Source organism: Sphingomonas sp. (genome assembly GCF_042096255.1).
In the GTDB taxonomy this organism is placed as follows: Bacteria; Pseudomonadota; Alphaproteobacteria; order Sphingomonadales; family Sphingomonadaceae; genus Sphingomonas.
In genome coordinates this window covers 1-23641 of the sequence record NZ_JBELLZ010000055.1, presented here as the reverse complement: position 1 = coordinate 23641, position 23641 = coordinate 1, and the positions used below count along the sequence as shown (strand labels likewise).

21 protein-coding genes and 1 pseudogene are annotated in these 23641 nt (G+C 69.9%); 7 read left to right on the top strand and 15 right to left on the bottom strand.

What is annotated here, in order from left to right; translation table 11 throughout:
• Positions 1 to 14: 14 nt before the first annotated feature.
• From ACFDTH_RS11240 to ACFDTH_RS11225, 4 genes are all read left to right on the top strand, one after another.
• Complete coding sequence (locus ACFDTH_RS11240; protein WP_375287614.1) at positions 15 to 758, top strand: energy transducer TonB; 744 nt, start codon at positions 15 to 17, stop codon at positions 756 to 758.
• Positions 759 to 862: 104 nt separating this feature from the next.
• Complete coding sequence (locus ACFDTH_RS11235; protein WP_375287613.1) at positions 863 to 3316, top strand: TonB-dependent receptor; 2454 nt, start codon at positions 863 to 865, stop codon at positions 3314 to 3316.
• Positions 3317 to 3374: 58 nt separating this feature from the next.
• Positions 3375 to 4055, top strand: a complete 681-nt coding sequence (locus tag ACFDTH_RS11230; RefSeq protein ID WP_375287612.1) for a Fe2+-dependent dioxygenase — start codon at positions 3375 to 3377, stop codon at positions 4053 to 4055.
• A complete protein-coding gene (locus ACFDTH_RS11225; protein WP_375287611.1) occupies positions 4040 to 5161 on the top strand; it encodes an alpha-hydroxy acid oxidase in 1122 nt (373 codons plus the stop codon). The genes ACFDTH_RS11230 and ACFDTH_RS11225 overlap by 16 nt, the downstream gene beginning before the upstream one ends.
• Before the next feature lie 9 nt (positions 5162 to 5170).
• On the opposite strand, the gene trxB is transcribed toward ACFDTH_RS11225, so the two are convergent.
• Positions 5171 to 6139, bottom strand: coding sequence for a thioredoxin-disulfide reductase (trxB, locus tag ACFDTH_RS11220; RefSeq protein ID WP_375287610.1), 969 nt, complete (start codon positions 6137 to 6139; stop codon positions 5171 to 5173).
• Between the two features lie 48 nt (positions 6140 to 6187).
• The gene (locus tag ACFDTH_RS11215; protein WP_375287609.1) at positions 6188 to 8554 is read right to left on the bottom strand and encodes a membrane-bound PQQ-dependent dehydrogenase, glucose/quinate/shikimate family; all 2367 of its coding nucleotides are present in this window, start codon (positions 8552 to 8554) and stop codon (positions 6188 to 6190) included.
• Between the two features lie 88 nt (positions 8555 to 8642).
• On the opposite strand from ACFDTH_RS11215, the gene ACFDTH_RS11210 reads away from it, so the two are divergent.
• The gene (locus ACFDTH_RS11210; protein ID WP_375287608.1) at positions 8643 to 10046 is read left to right on the top strand and encodes a M17 family metallopeptidase; all 1404 of its coding nucleotides are present in this window, start codon (positions 8643 to 8645) and stop codon (positions 10044 to 10046) included.
• Positions 10033 to 10593, top strand: coding sequence for a DUF924 family protein (locus tag ACFDTH_RS11205; RefSeq protein ID WP_375287607.1), 561 nt, complete (start codon positions 10033 to 10035; stop codon positions 10591 to 10593). The genes ACFDTH_RS11210 and ACFDTH_RS11205 overlap by 14 nt, the downstream gene beginning before the upstream one ends.
• A gap of 4 nt (positions 10594 to 10597) precedes the next feature.
• Here the strand turns inward: ACFDTH_RS11205 and ACFDTH_RS11200 are convergent, their stop codons facing one another.
• The 13 genes from ACFDTH_RS11200 to ACFDTH_RS11140 form a co-directional block, all read right to left on the bottom strand.
• The gene (locus tag ACFDTH_RS11200) at positions 10598 to 11056 is read right to left on the bottom strand and encodes a hypothetical protein (RefSeq protein ID WP_375287606.1); all 459 of its coding nucleotides are present in this window, start codon (positions 11054 to 11056) and stop codon (positions 10598 to 10600) included.
• 202 nt (positions 11057 to 11258) lie between these two features.
• On the bottom strand, positions 11259 to 11438 hold the full coding sequence (locus tag ACFDTH_RS11195; RefSeq protein WP_375287605.1) for a hypothetical protein: 180 nt from the start codon (positions 11436 to 11438) through the stop codon (positions 11259 to 11261).
• 380 nt (positions 11439 to 11818) lie between these two features.
• Complete coding sequence (gene recJ / locus ACFDTH_RS11190) at positions 11819 to 13552, bottom strand: single-stranded-DNA-specific exonuclease RecJ (protein ID WP_375287604.1); 1734 nt, start codon at positions 13550 to 13552, stop codon at positions 11819 to 11821.
• Between the two features lie 40 nt (positions 13553 to 13592).
• Positions 13593 to 14384, bottom strand: a complete 792-nt coding sequence (gene tatC, locus ACFDTH_RS11185; RefSeq protein ID WP_375287603.1) for a twin-arginine translocase subunit TatC — start codon at positions 14382 to 14384, stop codon at positions 13593 to 13595.
• Positions 14381 to 14737 carry a Sec-independent protein translocase protein TatB gene (gene tatB, locus ACFDTH_RS11180; protein ID WP_375287602.1) on the bottom strand — a complete coding sequence of 119 codons (357 nt, stop codon included), beginning with the start codon at positions 14735 to 14737 and terminating at the stop codon, positions 14381 to 14383. Before tatB ends, tatC begins: the two co-directional genes overlap by 4 nt.
• 20 nt (positions 14738 to 14757) lie before the next feature.
• On the bottom strand, positions 14758 to 15000 hold the full coding sequence (locus ACFDTH_RS11175) for a Sec-independent protein translocase TatA (protein WP_375287601.1): 243 nt from the start codon (positions 14998 to 15000) through the stop codon (positions 14758 to 14760).
• A 63-nt stretch (positions 15001 to 15063) separates the two neighbouring features.
• The gene (locus tag ACFDTH_RS11170) at positions 15064 to 16065 is read right to left on the bottom strand and encodes a glycoside hydrolase family 3 N-terminal domain-containing protein (protein ID WP_375287600.1); all 1002 of its coding nucleotides are present in this window, start codon (positions 16063 to 16065) and stop codon (positions 15064 to 15066) included.
• Between the two features lie 38 nt (positions 16066 to 16103).
• Entirely contained in the window at positions 16104 to 16829 is a 726-nt protein-coding gene (locus ACFDTH_RS11165; RefSeq protein ID WP_375287599.1) for an SPOR domain-containing protein, read from the bottom strand.
• On the bottom strand, positions 16830 to 18554 hold the full coding sequence (gene argS, locus ACFDTH_RS11160; RefSeq protein WP_375287598.1) for an arginine--tRNA ligase: 1725 nt from the start codon (positions 18552 to 18554) through the stop codon (positions 16830 to 16832).
• Between the two features lie 81 nt (positions 18555 to 18635).
• Positions 18636 to 19811, bottom strand: coding sequence for a DUF1501 domain-containing protein (locus tag ACFDTH_RS11155; RefSeq protein WP_375287597.1), 1176 nt, complete (start codon positions 19809 to 19811; stop codon positions 18636 to 18638).
• A gap of 3 nt (positions 19812 to 19814) precedes the next feature.
• On the bottom strand, positions 19815 to 21242 hold the full coding sequence (locus ACFDTH_RS11150) for a DUF1800 family protein (protein WP_375287596.1): 1428 nt from the start codon (positions 21240 to 21242) through the stop codon (positions 19815 to 19817).
• 61 nt (positions 21243 to 21303) lie between these two features.
• Positions 21304 to 22470: a deoxyguanosinetriphosphate triphosphohydrolase gene (locus ACFDTH_RS11145; RefSeq protein ID WP_375287595.1), complete on the bottom strand. Its 1167-nt coding sequence runs from the start codon at positions 22468 to 22470 to the stop codon at positions 21304 to 21306.
• Positions 22467 to 23186 carry an SPOR domain-containing protein gene (locus ACFDTH_RS11140; RefSeq protein WP_375287594.1) on the bottom strand — a complete coding sequence of 240 codons (720 nt, stop codon included), beginning with the start codon at positions 23184 to 23186 and terminating at the stop codon, positions 22467 to 22469. The genes ACFDTH_RS11145 and ACFDTH_RS11140 overlap by 4 nt, the downstream gene beginning before the upstream one ends.
• Before the next feature lie 46 nt (positions 23187 to 23232).
• Here ACFDTH_RS11140 and ACFDTH_RS11135 point away from each other — a divergent pair.
• Positions 23233 to 23641: pseudogene (locus tag ACFDTH_RS11135) on the top strand (hypothetical protein); the annotation flags it as partial.

The window sequence follows — 23641 nt, the reverse complement described above, 5'->3', positions numbered from 1 at the left end:
GCGAGGATATGAATATGGCCTCATCCGCCCTGCGGATCGGCATCGACGCCACGGAGCAACCGGTGCTCCGCCTGATCGTACCGGCGGTGGAGCGGTCGAGCTATCGCGCGTCGGGTCGCGCCCGCCCGGTTGCGGCAACCGCGTCGGTCGCGGTGGTCGCCGCGATGACCGCGGCGATCGCGCTGCTCAACGTTTCCGTGCCGGTCCGATCGGAGAAGGCCTTGGAAGTCGTATCGATGGCGCTGATGCCGCCCGAGCCGCCACCGCCGCCTGCCACCCCGCCCGCGCCGCCGCAGCCTATCCGCGCCGCGGTGGTGGCGCCGGTGCCGATCGTGAAGCTCCCCGCCCCTACGCCCGAAGTAGCGGTCGCCGACACGCCCGCCCCGCCGATGCCGCCGACGCCGGCGGTTGCTTCATCGGCGCCCGGCCCGGCTATTGTGGCGCCGCCCGCTCCGCCGATGCCGCCCGGCCCGGTCGAGGCGGGCGACCTTTCGGCGAAGATGATCTCCGCCACGCCGCCGGTCTATCCGGTCGAAAGCCGGCGTCGGCGGGAGCAGGGCATTGTCAGGCTCGCCGTCCTCGTCGGCCTCGACGGCACGGTTGACGAAGTCAGCCTGTCCGGCAGCAGCGGCAGCTTCCGGCTGGATCGCGCCGCGCTGGCGGCGGTGCGACGCTGGCGCTGGTCTCCCGTGACCCGCAACGGATCGCCGGTGATGGTGCGCGGCTTCGTGACGATTCCCTTCGTCCTCAAGGGCTAAGCTGCGACAAAATGCGACAATGATGCGAGTCGCTATCATTAGCGTTGCAAATGATAGCGACTCGCAATACCGGGCCTCCTGAAGCAAAGAAGAAGGGGGTTCCCATGTCGCTTTCCTCGTCCGCTACCCAGCGGACCTTTCTCGCCATGTCGTGCGTCGCCTCGCTGACGCCGCTCGCCGCCACCGCGCAGAACGCCTCGCCGGCCACCGTCCCGCAGGAGGAGCAGGCGCTCGGCAGCGTGGTCGTCACCGATACGGCGATCGATGAGGAACCCGGCCGCCGGCTCGAATCCCCCAAGCGCGTCCGCACCGTCCGCGACACGCCGCAGACGATCACCGTGCTGACCAACGAGGTGATCGAGCAGCAGAACCTGCTGACCCTGCGCGACGTGCTCTCCACCGTGCCGGGCATCACCTTCGGCGCGGGCGAGGGCGGCGGCGGCTATGGCGACAGCATCAACTTTCGCGGCTACAGCGCCAACCAGGACATTACGGTCGACGGCGTGCGCGACAGCGCGCAATATACCCGTACTGATCCGTTCAACCTGGAGCAGATCGAGGTCACCAACGGCGCCAATTCGGTGATTTCGGGCGCCGGCTCGGTCGGCGGCAACATAAACCTTGTCACCAAGCGCCCGCAGGAGGAGAACCGCCGCACCGTCACGGCGGGCGTCGGCACCGACGAATACTGGCGCGGCACGGTGGACCTCAACCAGCGGGTTAGCGACCTGATCGCCGTTCGCCTGAACGCGATGGCGCACAAGAACGACGTGCCCGGTCGCGACGTGGAGAAGTTCGAGCGCTGGGGTGTCGCCCCTTCGGTGACGCTTGGCATCGGCGGACCGACCCAGCTGACCTTCCAGTATTTTCACCAGGAAGACACCAATATCCCGCAATATGGCGTGCCTTATTATCGCTCCGCCACCAATGATGGTCCGGTGCCCGGCACTGAGCGCAGCGACTATTTCGGCTATCGCAACGTCGATACGCAACGGATCAATGTCGACCAGGCGACCGCCATCTTCGAGCATGAGTTCAGCAACACGGTGTCGGTGCGCAATCTGGCGCGCTGGCAGGACGTGCGCCAGTTCGTCCGCGTCGATCCGCCGCAGGGCACCTATTGCCTCGCTGGCGGAGTCACGCCGACGGGCGGTAGTTGCACCCTGGACCTCGACAGCCGCACCGGGGCGACCGAAGTGTTCAGCATCACCGTTCCGGCTGGCTATTACCTGCCGTCCGGTCCGCGTGGCACGACACGCGACTCCCGCAACCAGTTGATGTTCGATCAACTGGATGTGCGCGCCCAGTTCAACACCGGGCCGATCGAACACACGATCAATTTGGGAGGCGCGATCACGTGGGAGAAGTACGACCTCAGGTCCGGGAACAGCCTGCGCAACGCGGACGGTAGCAATCCCTTCGCCTTCAATCCCGCCGCGCCGCTCGCCACCGCGCACCTGCCGTACATCAGCCTCGGCAATCCCGGCTCGATCGTCACCGGCCCGGACGTGTCCGGCGCCGTGTACGGCAGCAACCGCTACACAGGCCCCGTCAACTTCATCCCCACCGCGCAGCAGGAGGGCGAGCAGGATAACTATGCGATCTACCTGTTCGACGCGATGAAGCTGGGCAAGCTGGAACTCAACGGCGGCGTCCGGCTGGAGCGGAACAACGGTACGTTCCGCGCCGACACGATCGCTACCTCCGGCCAGATCACCCGTGGTGCCATCTTCCGCAACAAGGACACCTTGTTCTCCTATCGCGTCGGCTTGGTCTACAAGCCGGTCGAGCCGGTCAGCCTCTACATTGCTTATGGCAACTCCGAGACGCCGTCGAAGAACGGCGTCAACGGCTCTTGCGCGGCCAACACCTGCAACGTCGATCCCGAGAAGGCGAAGAACTACGAGATCGGCGCCAAGGCCGAGGTGTTCGACGGCGGGCTGCTGCTGGCGGTCGCCGCCTTCCGCAACGAGCGCGACAAGTACCGCGTCGCGTCGAACGATCCGGTGATCCCGGATCAGGTGCTCGACGGCCGCTCGCGGGTGGACGGCATCTCAGCCAGCGCGATCGGCCGGATCACGCCGGGATGGCAGATCACCGCCAACTACACCTATCTCGATGGCGAACTGCGCCAGTCGGTGTCGAACTTCTGCCTCGCCAACCCGGGCGCCACCGGCTGCGGCAACAGCGCCGTTTTTCCCGATCCGGCGCGCGGTGCGGAACTGGCTAACACGCCCAAGCACTCAGGCAGTCTGTTCACCACCTATGAGCTGCCGTTCGGGCTGACCCTCGGCTATGGCCTCACGTATCAGGGCAGCTTCGCTTTCGGCACGCCGTCGCTGGCGACCGGAGGGGCAGCGCTCAACGGCGTGCTCCGCTCGGAGGACTATCTGATCCACCAGGCCTATGTCGCTTATGAGTTCATGCCCGGCCTGTCCGCGCAGGTGAACGTCAAGAACATCGGTGACGAGGAATATTACACCCGCATCCGCAACAACGGCTGGGCGACGCCCGGCGATGGGCGCGCAGCGATCCTGACGCTGAACGCCACGTTCTGAGCCAAAGGGGGCGCGGGACGGGCTTGCCCGTCCCGCGATATCCCGCAAGGGAAGAGCGATGGTCGTCGAGATCCCCGCGCTGCTGAGCTCCGCCGAGGTGACGGAGGCGCGCGCGGCGCTGCTGACGGCGGACTGGCAGGACGGCCGCGCCACCGCCGGGCATCGTGCGCAGGAGGTGAAGCGCAACCTCCAGCTGCCGCTCGACCATCCGCTGGCGCAACGGCTTGGGGACCTGATCCTTGACCGGCTCGGCCAAACGCCGCTTTTCGTCGCCGCAACGCTGCCGCTGCGCGTGCTGCCGCCGCGCTTCAACCGCTACGAGGGCGGCGGCACCTATGGCAACCATGTCGACAATGCGATCTTCCCGGTGCCGGGCACACCGCAACGGGTGCGCAGCGACGTGTCCGCCACGCTCTTCCTCAGCGAGCCCGAAGACTATGACGGCGGCGAGCTGCTGATTGAGGATTCGTTCGGCACGCACGCGGTCAAGCTGCCGGCCGGGCACCTGATCACCTATCCGGGCAGCAGCCTGCACCGGGTGACCCCCGTCACCCGCGGCACCCGCCTCGCCGCCTTCTTCTGGACGCAGAGCCTGGTCGCCTCGGCCGAGCAGCGGCGTACCCTGTTCGAGCTTGACGGCGCAATCCAGGCGCTGGCGGGCGATCACCCCGAACACGGCGCGATCGACACGCTGACCAACGTTTATCACAACCTGCTGCGGCAATGGTCGACCACCTGACGCCGCTTGCGTCGATCCCGCCGGACGTGCGCACGCTGGCCGATTACGAACGCCGCGCGCCGGCGCAACTGACGGCGGATGTCTGGGCGCACATCCAGGATGTCGCCGGCACCGGCCTTTCGGCGCAGGACAATCGCGCGGCGTTCGATCGCTGGCGCCTGATGCCGCGCGCGCTGGCCGATCTGGTGGGCGGCACCACCGCTTTCGACCTGTTCGGAGAACGCCATGCGGCGCCCGTGCTCGTCGCCCCCCTCGCCTACGGCCGCATCGCACATCCCGAGGGCGAACGCGCGATCATCCGCGCCGCCACCGCGATCGGCATCGGCTACATCCTCAGCACATTGTCGAGCGTCACACTGGAGGAGGTCGCCGAGGCGCGGCGGTCGGCCGAGGCGCAACTGGGCGGTGCGGCCCCCCTCTGGTTCCAGCTCTACCTCCAGCCCCGGCGCGAGGACAGTCTGGCACTGGTCCGCCGCGCCGAGGCGGCGGGCTATCACGCGATCGTGCTGACCATCGACGCGGGCGTGAAGCCGTCCGGCTTCATTCTGCCGCCCGGCGTGGAGGCGGCGAACCTGCGCGACATGCCGCGGGCGCAGCATGTCGCGGCCGCGGGCGGGCGGATCATCTTCGGCACCGCGCTGGCGGATGCGGTGCCGAGCTGGGACGACCTCGCCTGGCTGCGCGAGGTGACGCAGCTGCCGTTGCTGGTGAAGGGCATGATGGCGCCAGGCGACGCGCAGCGCATGGTGGCGGCAGGCGTGGACGGGTTGATTGTCTCCAATCACGGCGGGCGCGTGCTCGATGGCCTGCCGGCGGCGCTCGACCAACTGCGGGAGATCGTGGCGGCGGTGGGCGATACGCCGGTGCTGATCGACGGCGGCGTGCGCTGCGGCACGGATGTGGTGAAGGCGCTGTGCCTGGGTGCCCATGCGGTGCTGGTCGGACGTCCCGTGCTGCACGCGCTGGCAGTCGCCGGACTGCCGGGCGCGGCCCATGCTCTGCACCTGCTGCGAACGGAGGTGGAAGTCGCAATGGCGCAGTTGGGCTGCGCCACGATCGCCGACCTCACCCTCGAAAGGCTGGTCCCGCCGATCGGCCGGACCTAGCTGGCGGCGTTACTCGGCGGCTTCGCGCAGCTCCGCAAACTCGGCCGCCGCCAGGAAGCGCTCCGCATCCAGCGCGGCCATGCAGCCAGTGCCAGCGGCGGTGACCGCCTGGCGGTAATGCTTGTCCATCACGTCACCGCAGGCGAACACGCCGGGCACGCTGGTGCGGGTGGAGCCGGTCTCCACCGCGACATAGCCGTCCGAGTCGAGCTCCAGGTGGCCGCGGAACAACTCGGTCGCCGGGTGATGGCCGATTGCGACGAACCCGCCATCGACATCGATCCGAGACTCTTCGCCAGTCACCGTATCCTCCAGCCGCAGGCCGACGAGCCCGGCGTTGCCGCCGCCGTCGATGAACTCGCGCACCTCCTTGTTCCACAGAATCTTGACGTTCGGGTGCGCGAACAGCCGCTCCTGGAGGATCCGCTCGGCGCGCAGCGAGTCGCGGCGGTGGATCAGGGTCACGTCCTGCGAATGGTTGGTGAGGTACAAAGCCTCCTCGACCGCGGTGTTGCCGCCGCCGATCACCGCCACCTTCTTGCCGCGATAGAAGAAGCCGTCGCAGGTGGCGCAGGCGCTGGCGCCCTTCCCCTTCATCGCCTCTTCGCTCTCCAGCCCGAGCCACTTGGCCTGCGCGCCGGTGGCGATCACCAGCACCTCGCCCTCGTAGATATCGCCGCCGTCGCCGATCAGCCGGAACGGACGGCGCGACAGGTCCACCTCGACAATCGTGTCCCACATCATGCGGGTGCCGACATGCTCCGCCTGCTTCTGCATCTGCTCCATCAGCCAAGGGCCCTGGATGACGTCGGCGAAGCCGGGGTAATTCTCCACGTCGGTGGTGGTCATCAGCTGGCCACCGGGCTGGATGCCCTGGACGACGATCGGCTGCATTCCGGCACGCGCGCCGTAGATCGCAGCTGAGAGCCCGGCCGGGCCGGAACCGAGGATGAGCATCTTGGTCGAGTGCGTGGTCATGCGCGCGATGTAGGGCGGTTCTTCGCGGTTGGAAACGGCCTGCCGTTCCTAGCTTCGCTTGGGCAAGGCATAGGCGATCACGCTGTCGCCCTCCGGCGTCTCCATGAAGTGATGGCCGCCGGCGAAGATCACGAGATACTCGCGCCCGCCCTGTTCATAGACCATCGGCGTCGCCTGCCCGCCCGCCGGCAAGGCGGCCTGCCACAGCGTCTTGCCAGTCCTCAGGTCGATCGCGCGGATCAGGTCATCGGTGGCGGCGGCGATGAAGATCAGCCCGCTCGCCGTCACCACCGCGCCGCCGTTGTTGGGCGTGCCGATGGTGAGCGGCAGCATCGAGGGGATGCCGAACGGCCCGTTCTTGCGTGCGGTGCCGAACGGTCGGTCCCAGATCGTCTTGCCGGTGGCGAGATCGATCGCGCGGATGCCGCCATAGGGCGGGCGCTTGCACAGCATGCCGGTGTAGCGGACCCGCCAGCCGGCGTTGACCTTGACCGCATAGGGCGAGTTCCACTGCGCGTCGATCGAGTGGGTCGAGGCGGTCGGCTCCTTGGAGGCGAAGCGCGGCTTGATCCCGCGGCGATTGGCCTCCTCGCGGGTAAGCAGGCGATTGAAGTTGGGCATGTCGTTGTAATTGGCGACGATGACGCCGCGCTGCGGGTCGACCGCCACCCCGCCCCAGTCGGTGCCGCCATTGTAGCCGGGATAGACGATCGTGCTCTTGTCCACGCGCGGCGGGGTAAACGGCCCGCGATAGTCGGCGCGGCGGAACTGAATGCGGCAATAAAGCTGGTCGATCGGCGACATGCCCCACATGTCGCGCTCAGTCAGTATCGGCTTGGCGAGCGTGTGCCAGCCCGAGAAGATCTGCGTCGGCGACCGCTCGTCCGGCTCCACCCCGCCGCCGGGGACGCGCCGCTCACCCACGGGCGTGAGCGGGCGGCCGGTAGCGCGATCGAGGATATACATGTCGCCCTGCTTGGAGGGGACCAGCAAGGCCGGCGTGCCGCGATAGTCGATCAGCGTCGGCTGCGCGCCGAAGTCATAGTCCCACACGTCCTTGCGCACCGCCTGGAAGCGCCAGCGTGGGCGGCCGGTGGTGACGTCCAGCGCGACGATCGAGGTGGCGAAGGCGTTCTCGCGCGGGCTGCGCAGCTTCGACCAATAGTCCACCGCGGCATTGCCCATGGGGAGATAGACCAGGCCGAGCTGCTCGTCGCCACTGGAGAAGGTCCACATGTTGGGCGTGCCGCGCGCCCAGGTCTGGCCGGCGGGCGGATAGCCGGTCCACTCGGGGTGCATCATGTCCCACGCCCAGCGTAGCCGGCCGTTGACCGCGTCGAAGCCCTGGATCACGCCCGAGGGCGCCAGCCGCGTCTGCCCATCGAGGATCTGGTGGCCGACCACCGCGACACCGCGGACGATGGTGGGCGGCGAGTTGATCGAGGCAAGGCCGGGCGGGACGTGGCCCATGCCGATCTTGGTATCGACCTGACCGCCCGTGCCGAAGCCGGGGCACGGCCGCCCGGTCAGCGCATCCACCGCGACCAGCCGCGCGTCGAGCGTGCCCATCAGGATGCGGGCGGCGCACAGGCCGGTGGCGTTGGGAACGGCATAGTAGGTGACGCCGCGGCACGCGGCGGTGTACGGGATCCAGGCGTCGGGCACCTTGGGGTCATAGGTCCAGCGGCGCTGGCCGGTGGCGGGATCGAGCGCGACGATCTGGTTCTTGCCGTTGCAGCTGTACAGCAGGTCGCCGACCTTGAGCGGCGTGTTCTCCGTGCCGTAAAGCTTGCGATAGGCGGGGTCGTCCGCGAAGCCGCCGATGTGGGTCTCCCACGCCTTCTCCAGCTTGGCCACATTGCCGGCGTTGATCTGGGTGAGCGGCGAGAAGCGGCGCGAGGCGGCGGTGCCGGCGTAGGACGGCCAGTCGGCGCCGGTCGCCTGCCCGGACGGGTCCACCATGCCCTGCGAGTTGGGAGCAGGCAGCGCCGCAATCGCGACGTCGCCCCAACCTGCAACAACGAACAGCACCGCGGTCGCCAGCAACGTGGCTGCGACCGCGCCACCCGCGATCCGCCAATTCGGGCGGCGGCCGAGCGTGGGCATCACCAGGATCACCGGCACCAGCAGCACGACCGGTGCGACGATCCGCGGCACCAGCGCCCAGCCATCGGCGCCGACCTCCCACAACGCCCATAGGATCGTGGCGGCGACGATCGCGACATAGGCCCAGGCGCCCCACACGCGGCTGCGGACCAGGCCATAGCCGGCGGCGATCATCGCCGCACCGGTGACGAGATAATAGAGCGAGCCGCCCAGCACCGCGAGCCACCCGCCGCCGATCGCGAGCAGGACGCCGATCCCGGCGATGATCAGGCCGATGGCGATTGCCGGCCAGCTCCGCTTGGTGCGCATGACTTCCCCTTTGCTTTGCCGGTGAACGGGAGGCACCGTGCAGGGTTCCACCGTTGCTAACCCGGGCGCCGAGTGCTTTTCTGGCGCGATGACCGACTTTTCCGCCACGCTCCAGCCCGATCGCGGACAGCCCGCGCACGCCATCCACGTCGTCCATCCCGACCGTTTCGAGGGCTGGCTGGCCACGCAGCCTGCGCGGGTGCGCACCACGGTCGCCGCCAACAAAGCAACCGGCAAGGCGGGCAACCGCGCGATCCTGCCCGGCGACGCGGAGGACTGGGCGATGCTGCTGGTCTGCGACGAGGATACAGACTCGCCATGGCGGATCGCCTCACTAGGCGAGCAGCTCCCGACGGGCCCCTATCGGCTGGCCGAGGGGGAGCCGGGGGCGGCGATGCTCGGCTGGGCGCTCGCGCAATACCGCTTCGAGCGCTACCGCAAGGGCGACGGTCAGGGCCCGCGCGTGCTGCTGACCCATGAGCCGGCGCGGATCGCCGAGACGGTGCGGCTGGCCGAGGCGACCGCGAAGGTGCGCGACCTGGTCAACACCGGCGCCTCCGATCTGGGCCCCGCCGAGCTGGAGGCGGAGGGCGAGGCGCTGGCCAGGGCGATCGGCGGCACCTGCATCGTCACCCGCGGCGACGCGCTGGCGCAGGGTTTCCCGATGATCCACGCAGTCGGCCAAGCGGCCACCAAGGACCGCGCGCCCCGGCTGATCGAGGTGGAATGGGGCGATCCCTCGCACCCGCGCGTCGCGATCGTCGGCAAGGGCGTGTGCTTCGATACCGGCGGGCTCGACATCAAACCGTCGAGCGCAATGCGGCTGATGAAGAAGGACATGGGCGGTGCGGCGCATGCGCTCGCGCTCGCCCGGCTGGTGGCGGAGGCGCGGCTGCCGGTGCGGCTGCACCTGCTGGTGCCGGCAGTGGAGAACGCCGTTGCCGCCGCCGCCTTTCGCCCCGGCGACGTGCTGCGCAGCCGCAAGGGCCTGACGGTCGAGAACACCAACACCGATGCCGAAGGCCGGCTGATCCTGGGGGACGCGCTGACCAAGTCGGTCGAGGCCAAGCCCGCGCTGCTGCTCGACTTCGCGACGCTCACCGGCGCGGCACGCGTGGCGCTGGGCCCCGACTTGCCCGCCATGTTCGCCAACACCGACGCGCTGGGCGAGGCCCTGCTGGCGGCGGGACGCGCGGTGCACGATCCGATGTGGCGCCTGCCCTTGTGGGACGGCTATGACGACATGATCAAGAGCGACATCGCCGATTTGGTCAACGCCCCCGACGGTGGCTTCGCCGGCGCGGTGACCGCGGCGCTGTTCCTGCGCCGTTTCGTGCCGGCCGAGGTGGAATGGGCCCACCTCGACACCTTCGCCTGGCGGCCGGCGGCAAAGCCGGGGCGACCCAAGGGCGGCGAGGCGATGGGGCTGCGCGCGGCGTATCGGATGCTGGTGGAACGCTTTGGGCGATCGATGGAGAATGCACGTGGCTGACAACGAGACGGCCACAGCCGCGGTGCTGGACTTCTGGTTCGGCGAGGTGCCGGCCGAGAAGCGCTTCGCCAAGGACGAGGCGCTCGACCGGACCATCGCCGCGCGCTTCGGCGCGCTGCGCGACGCGGTGCTGGCGAACGGCGCAGCGGGCTGGCGCGACACGCCCGAAGGACTGCTCGCCGCGGTGATCCTGCTCGACCAATTCTCTCGTAACATCCACCGCGGCAGCGCCGAGGCGTTCGCCGCCGATCCGCTGGCGCTGGAACTCACCCACGCGGCGATCGATCGCGGCTGGGAACACGGCTATTCGCCCGAGCAGCGCGAGTTCCTGCTGCTGCCGCTGATGCATGCCGAGGATCCCGAGGCGCAGGAGCTGTGCGTCGCCAAGTTCGAGACGCTCGGCGACCCCGAGGCACTCGCCTATGCGCACGACCATCGCGAGGTGCTCCTCCGGTTCGGCCGCTTCCCGTCCCGCAACGCCGCGCTGGGGCGGACCTCCACACCGGAGGAGGAAGCCTACCTCAACCAGCCGGGCGCCGGCTGGTAGCGCGTCACTCGCGAATGGCGGTCAGCTCGACTACCCGGCTGGCCGGCCGTTCCGGGTCGCCGTTCAACGCGACGGTGTATCGGCCCTTCGCGGCCGGAATTTGAAAAAGCCAAGGCTTGCCCGGCAGTCCGGGCAGGCGGCCGGGCTTGCCGAGCACCGCCGCCACGCCGTCCAGGGTGACGTTCATGCCGGGCGAGAGCACGAGCACCAGCATGTCGGCAGCGCCGTGTCCCTGCGACAGCGTGGAGCCCTTGCCCGCCACGCGCGGTGCCTCGAACGAGTAATTGCCGGTTTCCGCGAAGGTCCGGTCGATATCGGCGTGGCGCGCCTCGATCAGCGCCAGTCCATCACCACCGGCAAGGAAATCCCGCGCGAGAGCGATCGCAGGATGCACCGCCGAGACGCCCTGCGCGCTGGCATCCGCATCAACCATGTCGCACCCCGCTACAAGGGCGCCGGTCATCAGGAGCGCGGCCAGAGATTCTCGACCTTGCCGCCGACCCGCCATGCATCCGCCTCCTCAGGGAGCGCCCGATAGTCCTCGTACACGCTGTAGTCGCCGCCGTTAAGCTTGTTCAGCACAACGCCACGATCGTTCGCGCCGGCGCCGTTGCCGCGAGGCAGGAAATAACCGGATCGACTAGGCTCGATATGCTGACCAAGTATCAGGCGGAGTTCCGGCGAGCCCGGGCATGCGCTTCGGCGCGGGCGAGCAGCAGGTCGAGGTCCTCGCGGGCGATCTCGAAGCTTTCGAGCATCTCCGCGAGCGCGGCGTCGACATCTTCGGGTGCGACATCAACTGCGGCCTGTTCGCGCGCGATGGGCGGGACGCTGATCGGCGGCACATGCTGATAGCTGCGGCCGGTGAGCCGGTGGAAGGCGTGTCCGTGCGACCAGCGCGACCGAGTTCACCGCGACCGGAATCACCGCAAAGGAATAGCCTGAGGCGTGGATCCCCTGGCTGCCGATCACCGCGTTGAGCGCCGCCGCGTCGCCGCGCCGCCGGGCGGGTGAGGGCAGCGGCACAGCGACATCACGCCGATCGCCGCACCCGCCGCGACGCCAGGGCGCCAAGCGGGGCGACGATCACCGGCAGGCGGCGAAGCGGCAGTGGTGCCAACGGGCAGACGACCACCGTCAGCGCCAGGCAGAGCGCGGCCCCGAGACAGGCGATGATCCGCTCCTGCGACGTTGCACCGGCAAGAAGGGGGGCGGAAGGACAGACCTAGGCCCATGCCGCATCCTCCACGTGCAATTCCGCCGCGGGGCGTGCGCCCCAATCGTCCAGCTTGGCCCGGCCTGCCAGCCATAGGCGGCGCTGGCTGCCCGCGCCAAGTAGCGCGGCACCGAGCGGGGTGTCCGCGGCGCGGAACGCCATCGCCTTCAGGCTGCGCCCGTCGTCTCCGCTGACGATGGTGCGGACATGGCCACTGCCCACCACCTCGGCCTTCACCACCCGCACCGGGCCCGCGACCACCAGCGGCGAGGGCCAGCCGACCCCATAGGGGCCGCCCGCTTCCATCGCCGTCACCAGCTCCGGATTGACGCCGCCGGGTGCGAGGACGCTGTCGACGAGCAGGGCGCGGTCTTCCAACGCGCGCTCGACCGGGGGCGACAGACGCTCCTCCAGGAAGGCGGCAAAGCCTTCGACCCGGTCGGCGGCGATCGTCAGCCCCGCGGCCATCGCATGGCCGCCGCCCGCGACCAGCAGCCCGGCCTCACGCGCAGCCATCACCGCCTGGCCGAGATCCACCCCGGTGATCGAGCGGCCACTGCCCTTGCCGATCCCGTCGTCGCCCAGCGCGATCACCACCGCGGGGCGCTCGGTCTTCTCCTTGAGCCGGCCCGCCACGATGCCGATCACGCCGGGGTGCCAGCCCTCGCCCGCCACCACGGTGATGGCGCGGCCGGCGACCAGCAGGGTTTCCGCGTGCTCCTGCACCGCCGCCTCGATCGCGCGGCGCTCCTCGTTGAAGCGGTCGAGCTCGGCGGCGATCGCCTTGGCCTCGTCGGGGTCCTGGATGGTGAGCAGGCGAACGCCGAGGTCCGCGCGCCCCACCCGGCCGCCGGCGTTGATCCGCGGGCCGAGCGCGAAGCCCAAGTCGCTGCACGTCGGCGCGCGGGTCAGCCGTGACGCCTCGATCAGCGCGGCCAGGCCGACATTGCGCCGCTGCGCCATCACCTTGAGGCCCTGCGCGACGAACGCCCGATTGAGGCCGCGCAGCTGCGCCACGTCGGCGACGGTGCCGAGCGCGACCAGATCGAGCAGGTCGAGCAATTTGGGCTCGGCACGAGCGGCGAAGAAGCCGCGCGCGCGCAGCGTTCGAACCAAGGCGGCGGCGAGCAGGAAGCAGACACCAACCGCAGCGAGATGGCCGTGCGCCGCCCCCTCCCCTTCGTCGATGCGGTTCGGGTTCACCACAGCGACCGCGCGGGGCAGCCGCGTCTCGCACTTGTGATGGTCGGCGACGATCACGTCGACCGGCGCGGCATCGAGCACATCGAAGGCGAGCGCGCCGCAATCGACGGTGACGATCAGGGTCGCGCCCTCGTCGGCGAGGCGGCGGAAGGCCTGCGGATTGGGGCCGTAGCCCTCCTCGAGGCGGTCGGGGATATAGACGCGCGGTTCGCGGCCGAGATCGCGCAGCAGCCGGGTGAGCAAAGCGGCGGAGGTGGCGCCGTCGACGTCATAGTCGCCGAAGATCGCGATCTTCTCGCCGCGCTCCACCGCATCGGCGAGGCGTGCGGCGGCGGCGTCCATGTCGCGGAAGATCGAGGGGTCGGGCATGAAGCCGCGAATCGACGGGGCGCGGTGCGCGTCCAGCGCGTCGCGCGGACAGCCGCGGGCGAGCAGCAGCTGCGTGACGAGGTCGTCCATCCCCAGCCCGTCGGCCGCCAGCCCGCGCCAGCGCCACGCGCGGCCGAGGATCGAGCGGGAAATGTCGAGCACGGGAGTCATTGCAGGGCTGTAGCGGGTCGCGCCGCCGCAGGGAATCGGATCAGGAAGCGATTTCCGCCTCGCCGCCGTCCTCGTCATCGATCACCTTGGCGCGGCCACGCTCGGTGAACCAGATGCCGATGATCGCCAGTTCGTAGAGCAGGATCAGCGGCACGGCGAGCAGCACCTGGCTCATCAGGTCCGGCGGGGTCAGCACCGCGGCGATCGCGGTGGCGCCGACGATGGCGTAGCGGCGTGCCGAGATCAGCTGGCGCCGGGTGACGATCCCCGCGCGCTCCAGCAGCATCAGCAGCACCGGCAGCAGGAACGACAGCCCAAAGCCGAACAGGAACTGCATCACGAAGCTGAGGTAATTGCCGATCGCGGGCAGCGCCTCCTGCGTGACGCCGCCGACATTGCCCTGGAAGCTCAGCAGGAAGTGCAGCGCCATCGGCACCGCCATGTAATAAGCGAGCGCCGCGCCCATCAGGAACAGCACCGGCGTCGCCACCAGGAAGGGCAGCAAAGCGCGCCGCTCCTTCTTGTAGAGGCCCGGCGCGACGAACTGCCAGAGCTGGTTGGCGATGACGGGAAAGGACACCATCATCGCGGCGAAGAAGGCGACCTTCACCTTGACGAAGAACGCTTCGAATATCTGGGTATAGACCAGCTTCTTCTGCCCGGCTGCCAGAAGCGGCTGGACCAGGAAGGAGAAGATGTCCTCCGCGAAATAATAGCACACTCCGAACGCGATCACGACCGCGGCGATGCAGTAGAGCAGGCGGCGGCGCAGCTCGATCAGATGATCGAGCAGGGGCGCGCGGCTGTCCTCCAGTTCGTCGGGCTCGCTCACGGTAGCGGCCTGGGCTCGGGTGCGGGCTCGGACGCGGGTGCGGGCAGTTCGGGCTGCACCTTTGGCTTCTCGGTCATCACCGGCGCGGCATCATGCTCCAGCGCCGGCTCGGCGGGGATCGGATGCTCGCGCATGATGCGCGCGTTCTCGGCGGCCCAGCGCTTCTCCATCTCCTCCAGTTCCGCCTCGCGCACCATCGAATCGAAGCCCTGACGGAACTGGCGCGCGACGCCGCGCGCGCGGCCGACCCAATAGCCGACGACGCGCATCGCCTTGGGCAGGTCCTTGGGGCCGATCACCACCAGCGCCACAAAGGCGACGAGCAGGGCCTCGGAGGCGTCGATGTTGAACATGGCGAAGCGCGGCTAAAGGATCAGCGGTCCTCGCGCACGCCCTCGCGGACGCGATTGCCGTCGCGGTCGAAGGCGGGCTCGGCGGCGGACTTCGCCTCGATCCGCGCGGAGGGACGCGTCTCGTCCTCCTCGGCCATGCCCTTCTTGAAGTTCTTCACGCCCTTGGCGACATCGCCCATCAGGCTGGAGAAGCGGCCGCCGCCGAGCAGCAGGATGGCAACGACGGCGAGGACGAGCAGGTGGATGGGGCTGAAGCCGCCCATGGTCAGTCTCCTAAGGCTTTCTGTTATCTAGGCGCGCACGCCGCCCTTTTCCACCGAAAGCGTTCAGGCGTGTGCGAGCAGCGCATCGCGCTTGGCGATGAGCGCGGCGAGGTCGCCGGACGGGCTGCCGACGGACGCCATCGCGGCATCGAGGCGTTTGCGCGCGCGCAGGCTGATCGCGGGCAGGCGGGCGGCGATCTCGACCATCTCGGGCATGCGCGCCCAGCAGTCGAGCACGAGGTCGCAGCCCGCTTCGATCGCGGCGGCGGCCTTGTCGCCGGGCGTGCCGGACAGCGCCTTCATGTCGATGTCGTCGGTCATCAGCAGCCCGTCGAAACCGATGCGGCGACGGATGATGTCCTCGATCACCGTCGGCGAGAGGGTGGCGGGGCGGTCGCGGTCCCACGCCTCGAAGACGATGTGGCTGGTCATCCCCATCGGCGCGGCGGCAAGCGCGCGGAATGGGGCGAGATCGTCCTCCAGCGCGGTATCGTCGGCCGTTACGGTGGGGAGCAGGTGGTGGCTGTCGACCAGAGCGCGGCCGTGGCCGGGCATGTGCTTGACCACGCCGACCACGCCGCCCGCGGCCAGCCCTTCCAGCACCGCGCGGCCCATCGCGGCGACGCGCATCGGCTCGGCGCCATAGGCGCGGGTGGCGATGGCGCGGGTGGTGTCGGCGCGCGCGACATCGAGGATCGGCAGGCAGTTCACGGTGATGCCCACCTTCGCCAGCATCAGCCCGAGCGCCTGGGCATTGGCGCGCGCCGCCTCGATCGCGGACATCGGTGCGACCTCGTAGAGCGCGGCAAAGGCGGGGCCGGCGGGAAAGGCGGGCCATTCGGGCGGGCCGAGCCGGGCGACCGGGCCGCCCTCCTGATCGACGAGGATCGCGACATCGGCGCGGCCTTCCAGGTCGCGGAGCGAGTCGGTCAGCGCGCGCAGCTGCGCCCGGTCGACGACGTTGCGACGGAACAGGATGTAGCCGGCGGGGCGCACGTCGGCGAAGAAGGCGCGCTCGTCCGCGGTGAGCACGGGCCCGGCAAGGCCGAAGATGGCGGGGATCATGCCGCCGCCCTACACGATCGGCGGCGGCATGGGAGCCGTCAGCTGGTGACGAAGCAGCTTTCGCCCGCGATCTTCAGCCGGCCGCAGATGTCCGCCGCCGCGCCGGCGCTGCCCGCATTGACCCGAAGGCGGAACACCTTGCGGCCATTGACCTCGGCCGGCTGGACCTCCTTGCCCAGTGTCGCGACATAGCCGAAGCGTTTGGCGATCGCACTCCACGCTGCATTGGCCGCACTTTCGCTGGGGAAGGCGCCGAGCTGGACGAGGCTGCCACCCGAGGCGGCGCCGGGTACCGGCGCGCGCGGCGCCTGCATCGGTGGGCGTGCGGCGAGACGGCCGCCCGAGGCGGGCACCTCGGCGGCGGTACGCGTCTCGCCGGTCTTGCGCTGGGCGGGCGCCTGGGCGTGGCGGCCGGTGATCGGCGCTTCGGGCACCGCCTTGAGGTCGATCGCCCCCTGCCCTGCGGCGCCGGCGCTGGTGGCGATGGCGGTATCCCCCTCGCCCTTCACCTTGAGCCCGCCGGGATCGTCGGGACGGACCTTGTAGTCGCCCTCCTGCGCGGCGATCAGCGCCCCGGTGCCTTCGGGCGAGGCGGTGGGGCGCAGGCGGGTGAACGCCCAGGCGGCGGCGGCGACCAGCGCCAGGCCGATCAGCACCGCGACGACGACGCGGGCCACGCCGGCCCGCTCGGGCTCGTCGGGCTCGACCGTCTCGAGCCAGGGCAGGCGATCCTCCTGCCGAAGATCGATCTCGTCCGACGCCATCTACATCTCCGTGACGGCCTCGACGCCCATGATGGCCAGACCGTTCCGAATGATCTGCCCGATCGCGTCGGCCAAGAAAAGACGCGCGCGCGTCACCTCCGCATCTTCGGGCATCAGGAAACGGCGATCGACACGGTCGTTGCCGACATTCCACAAGGCGTGAAAGTTGGCGGCCAAGTCGTTGAGATAAGTTGCGATACGGTGTGGTTCTCGCGCCACCGCGGCGGTCTCCACCACCCGCGGAAACTGGGCAGCGAACTGGACCAGCTTCAACTCCTCCGTGTCAAGCCGGGACAGGTCCGCCGGCGCGAAATCAATCCCCGCTTCCGCCACCCGGCGGCGCAGCGAGCAGACGCGCGCATGGGCGTATTGGACGTAGAAGACCGGATTGTCGCGCGACGCCTCCACCACCTTGGCGAAATCGAAATCCATCTGCGCATTGGCGTTGCGGGTCAGCATGGTGAAGCGGACGACATCCTTGCCGACCTCGCGCACCACGTCCGCCAGCGTCACGAAATTGCCGGCCCGCTTGGACATCTTCACCGGCTCGCCCGCGCGCAGCAGCCGCACCATCTGGACGAGCTTGACGTCGAAGCGCGTCTTGCCGCCGGTCAGCGCCGCCACCGCGGCCTGGATGCGCTTGACGGTGCCGGCGTGATCGGCGCCCCAGATGTCGATCAGCTCGTCGGCACCTTCGGCCTTCTGGAAGTGATAGGCCATGTCCGCGCCGAAATAGGTCCACGCGCCGCTCGACTTGCGGATCGGCCGGTCCTGATCGTCGCCGAACTGGGTCGAGCGGAACAGCGGCAGCTCCACCGGTTCCCAATCCTCGGGCGTCTCGCCCTTTGGCGCTTCGAGCACACCGTCATAGACGAGGCCGCGCGCGCGCAGCTCGGCCTCGGCCGCCTCGGGCTTCTTTGCGGCCTGGAGCTCGGCCTCCGACGCGAACAGATCGTGGTGGATGCCGAGCAAGGCGAGATCCGCCTTGATCAGCGCCAGCATCGCCGCGACCGCACGGGTGCGGAACAGCGCCAGCCACTCGCTCTCCGGCGCGCCGGCGTAACGGTCGCCGAATTCGTCGGCCAACGCCTGGCCGACCGGCACCAGATAGTCACCCGGATAGAGGCCCTCGGGGACCGCGCCGATGTCCTGCCCAAGCGCCTCGCGATAGCGCAGGTGCGCCGAGCGGGCGAGCACGTCCACCTGGCCGCCGGCATCGTTGACGTAGTACTCGCGGATCACCCGGTGCCCGTTCCATTCGAGCAGGCTGGCGAGCGCATCGCCCACAACCGCGCCGCGGCAATGGCCCATGTGCATCGGACCGGTCGGATTGGCCGAGACATATTCGATGTTGACGGTGACGCCGCTGCCCCGCGTCGAGCGGCCGTAGTTGTCGCCGCCATCGACGATCGCGGCCAGCTCCGCCCGCCAGGTATCGTCCGTCAGCCGCAGGTTTATGAACCCCGGCCCGGCGACGCTCGCCGCCTCCACCTCGTCCAGCTTGCCGAGCTCAGCGGCGAGCGCCTCGGCGAGCGCGCGCGGATTGGTCTTCGCCGGCTTGGCGAGCACCATCGCCGCATTGGTAGCGAGATCGCCGTGCGAGGCGTCGCGCGGTGGCTCCACCGTTACGTTGCGGCGGTCCAGCTCCGCGGGCAGCGTGCCGGCGGCGGCAAGGTCATCCAGCGCGGCATCGATATGCGCGGCGAAACGATGGTAGAGGGTCATGCAGCGGTCCGGTCAGTCAAGGCGCGGGCCCTAGCCGAACCGGCGGCTGCACTCAAACGCGGTGGGTCAGGCGCCGGCGCGTCACGTGCGGATCAGCCCCTCCGTTGGCCGGACGTTGCCCGCCTTGGGGAACAGCGTAGCCAGGGTGCGCGCCGGGTCGGTGCCGAAATGCTGCGCCACCGCCCCGGCGATGAACGCGTCCAGCTGCATGGTCGGGCGCAGGTCGCGGTTCTCGTAAAGCTGGTTCGGGCCAAGGCCTGGCCAGTCCGAGACGATCCGCCCGCCCTTCACCGCCCCACCCAGCAGCATTGCCGCCGCGCCGGTGCCGTGATCGGTGCCGCCGGTGCCGTTCACCGCCGCGGTGCGCCCGAATTCCGTGGCGACCAGCACCACCGTCTGGTCCCACACCGGGCCGAGGCCGGTGCGCAGCGAATCGATCATCGCGTCGAGCCCGGACAGCACCGCGGTCAGACGCTTTTCCTGGTTGAAGTGCGTATCCCAGCCGCTGGTCTCCACCGTGGCGATCCGCGCACCCTTGTCGGCGCGCAGCAGGGTCGCCGCCAGCTTGCCGATCGCCGCTCCCTGGTTGACGTCACCATCCCCCAGCCCGGCGGCGATGGTGCGCGTCTGCATCGCCTCATCCCACAATGCGTGGAGCTGCGCATCGTCCTGGTAGAGCATGGTGACCCGCTGGAGCAGGTCGTCCGATGCATCGGGAAGTTCCGACGGCGCATAGGAAGCGACGTCATGGCTGCCGCGCAGCGCCAGCGGCACCGTGGCCGCCACCGCGATCGCGCTGCGGTCCGCCGGCGGCACGATGCCGAGCATGCGATTCATCCAGCCGTCGCGCAGCTGGAAGGCACTCGCCGCCCCCGTTTCCAGCACATTCTGCCCGTCGAAGTGCGAGCGGTCGCGATAGGGCGAGGCGATCGCGTGCGCGAAAAGGGCCTGGCCGTTGCGGTACAGCACTGCCGTCTTCGGAAGCGCTGCGTGGAGGGCGAACATGCCGTCCAGCCGCGTCCCGCCCTGTTCGGCAGCCGCGGCGCGCAGACGCGCAAAGGCCGGATCGCCGGTAGGCGACAGGATCGACAGCCCGTCGGCGGCGCCGCGCTGGATGATGAACACGAACCGTCGGTCGGTCTCCGCCGCGGCAAACGCCACCCGCGGGGAGCAGCCCGCCAGCGCCGCGAACATGGCGCCACGGCCCAGAAAGCTGCGGCGGTCGAGACGAGTGTGGGCGAAATGAGAGCTGGCCATGGCTTACCTCCGCATCATTTCGGGCGACACGAACAGCAGTGCCAGCCCCTGCGCCGGGCTTTCCGCCCGCGCCAGCGCCTGTGCGGTGACCGGCGAGAGTGCGCCCGGGTAGAGCGTCTCGGCCAATCGCCGGGCATCGACCGGATCGGACCGGGCACCCGCCATGCGTTCTGCCGCCTCCACCCGGCGCATCAGCGCATCGGGTGCGGCCCAGCTTGCGTCGTCGTCGTCCCAGCCGGACGGCTGCTTCGCGCGCCAGGTCGGCTGACCGAGCTGGGTGAGCAGCTCCGACGCGGTCAGGCTGTCGATCTGCCGCGTTCCCGCCGCCCGCATCGTCGCAATCGTCCACTCCCAAGGTGTGCGGAAGCGGAGCGGACGCTCGGCCCAGGCCTCCGGGGAGGCGATCAGCGCCTGATAGACCGCGGTGAGATTGCCGTCCGAACGCGTATAGGCCGCGGCCAGCCGGTCCACCATCGCCGGCGGCGCGGGATTGCCGGCGAAGTGGCGGGCCAGCTTGGTCGCGATGTGGCGGCCGGTGGCGGGATGGCGGGCAAGATCGTCGAGCACCGCCTCGCCCTGTTCGCGGCCGCCTTCGGGATAGGTCTTGCCCATGATTGTGCGGGCGCCGGGCTGGTGGCGGCGCGGATCGAACCCGAAGGCGCCGGGCACGCCTTCCAGATCGCCCCGCACCAGCCCGGGCGCGGTCCAGCCGGTCAGCGCGCGGGCAAGTTCGGTTACGTCCGCCTGAGTGTAGCCGCTGCGCACGCCCAGCGTGTGGAGCTCCATCATCTCGCGGGCGAGATTCTCGTTCATGCCGTCGTTCTTGGCGCGACGCAGCCCGATCGCGCTGTCGACGCCGATTGACGTGGCCTGGTTGAGATAGATCAGCATTGCCGGGTGCTGTTCGGCGGCGTGCAGCAGATCCCGGAAATCGCCGAGGATGTGCGGGCGGATCGCATCGCGTTCGAAGCCGCCGGCGAGCGCGCGCAGCGGACCGGTCCGACTCCCGACCGCGAAGTGATTGGCCCAGAAGTGGACCAGCCGCTCGGTAAAGGGCAGATCGGTCAGCAGCGCGGCATTCAGCCTGGCGGTGGAGGATGCCGCGTAGAAGCTTGCCACGTCGCCCGCATAGGCGCGCCGCTCCGGGCTGCGCGTCATACCGCGATCCCGGCGCGGTGCGGCCGCCTTGCCGTTCGCTGCGGCTTCCCGACGCTGGCGCTGCGCCTCGCGCTTCTTGGACCGCTTGAAGGCGTTGAAGCGCGCAACGACCGCACCGCCTTCGCGCGTGGAGACCATGGGCGCCAGCGACGCCGGGTGCGGCTCGTAGCGGCGAAGCTGGTCGGACAGCCAGCCGCGCGGGTCGCTGCCGATGCGGTCGTCGGGTCGGGCACCGAGGCCGAAGCGATTGAGGGCGATGCTGGTGGGCGTCACGGGTCGCGTCCTTTCCTGGTGTCCTACATAACGCCGGTTTGTCGCAGAAGTGTGCCGGGCGTCAGAACCCGTCGGGAAGATCGATCGACCCGACCAATTCGCGATAGCGGGCGATGGCGTAACGGTCGGTCATCCCGGCAATGAAGTCCGCGATGTGGCGGCTACGGCCGGGCTCGTCGGCGGGCAGACGCGTGCCCCAGCCCTCCGGCATTGCGGCGGGATCGGCTTGATAGGCGTCGAACAGCCCCGCCACCACCACCCGCGCTGCGTCCGCGGCGGCAAGCTGACGGGGATGGTGGTAGAGGTTGGCGTACATGAAGCGCTTCAGCGCGCGTTCGGCGTCGCGCATCTCGGGGGAGAAGCGGACCAGCGCGCAGCCCGCGGCACGCACATCGTCCGCCGTCGCCACCCCGCTGCCGGTGATGGCGTCGCGGGTGCTGGCGATGAGGTCGTTGACCATCAGGCCGATCTGGCTGCGCACCAACTCGCGCGCGAGCCGGTCTTGGGCGACGCCGGGATAGCGCGCCTGAACCGCATCCCAGCCTCGAGCGACCACCGGCACCTCCAGCAGCTGGTCGAGCGTCAGCAGGCCGGCGCGCAGCCCGTCGTCAATGTCGTGATTGTCATAAGCGATGTCGTCCGCCAGTGCGGCGACCTGAGCCTCCAGGCTGGCGTGGCTGGCGAGGTCGAGCGGCATCGCCGCATCCACCTCCGCCAGCGCCCAGCAGGGCGCATGGATCGGGCCGTTGTGCTTGGCCAGCCCCTCCAACGTCTCCCAGGTGAGATTGAGGCCGCTCCACAAGGGATAGGGCTGCTCGATCGTGGTCAGCGTGCGCAGCGTGTGACCGTTGTGGTCGAAGCCGCCAGCACGGGCGAGCGCGGCCTGCAGCGCGTCTTCCCCGGCGTGGCCGAAGGGCGGGTGGCCGATGTCGTGCGCCAGGCACAGGGCCTCGGTCAGGTCCTCGTTGAGGCCGAGCGCGCGTGCGATCGTACGGCCGATCTGCGCCACTTCGAGGCTGTGGGTGAGGCGGACGCGAAAGTGATCGCCGTCCGGCGCCAGGAAGACCTGCGTCTTGTGACGCAGCCGACGGAAGCTGATCGAGTGGATGATCCTGTCGCGATCGCGCTGAAAGGCGTCGCGGGGGCCGCGTGCGGCCTCGTTATGTTCCCGGTGGAGCCTGCCTCTGCTGCGCGCCGGGTCCGAAGCCCAGGGCGCGCGACCGCTCATTTGCCGGACAGCCTCGTCACCTTCTGCCCCGCCGCGCTGGTGAAGGTAAAGGCGGAGACGCCCTGTTTCGAAAGCTGGTTGACCAGCGCCTGCGCCTCCGCCTCCGACTTGAACGGGCCGGTAACGACGCGGTTGGTGGCGCGCAGCGGCGTAGAGTAGCCATCGCGCTTCGCCAGCGCCGGCGCCTTCGACTTCACCGCCGCCCAGGCTTTGGGCAGATCGCCCTCGAACGCGCCCCCGGCGACCTGGACCCAGATGCGCGGACCGTCCTTCGGTTCTGGCTTGGCCTTCTTGTCCGCCCGGGCAGGCTTGTCGGCTGACTTGGCCTTGGCGTCCTTCTTGGGATCGACCTTCGGCTTGGGGTCCGCCTTCGCGACTTCCGTCCCGCGCTTCGATCGGGGCTTGCCTTCGTCCGCTTCGGTGCTCGCGACCGTCTTGGCGGGCTTCGGCTTCTCCGCCGCAGCGGGCTTCGCAACCGCGACCTGGGTGCGGGGCTTGGGCGCGGGTGCCGGCGGTTCGGCAGCGGCGGGCGGCGGCGGAGACTGGACGACCGCTACCGGTTCCGGGATCGTCGCGGGAGCGGGCGGCGGCGGCGGCGGCGGCGATGGTGGTGCGCCGACGCCGAGTTCATAGCCGGGAATGGCGATGCCCGCGACGATCCGCGCTAGGATCGAGTCCTCACTCATCCGCGGCGCGACCGGCGTGGTGGACGCCACGGCCTGCGGCGCCGGGGATGCAGGCGCAGGCGCGCTCGGAACCGGCGTGGCCGCCGGGGCAGGCGGCGGCTCGATTTCGGCACGGGCCTGCTGGACCGGCGGCGGCGCTGCCACGGTCTGGGCCGGCGATGCGGCGACGGGGGATACGGGGGCGGCCGGGGTCGTGACGCTTGCCACCGCGGAAGGCGTGGGTGTCACCGCTGCGGGTGCCGGTGCAGGCGGCGGTGGCGGCTTGCTCGGGACCGCGGCAGGCGGGGCGCTGGCGACCGCTTGCGGCGGCGGCGGTGTGGGCGCGGGCGTAGGCTGTACCGGGGCGGGCGCAGGCGTCGATGCCGGCGGAGCGGGCGAGGCGACTGGAGCCGGCCGTGTGGGCGCGACCGGCTGCGTGCGCGCGCGGGCGCGGGCCGCGCGGGTCGCATCGGCGAGGGTAAGCCGCTGCAGCGACTGGTCGAAGC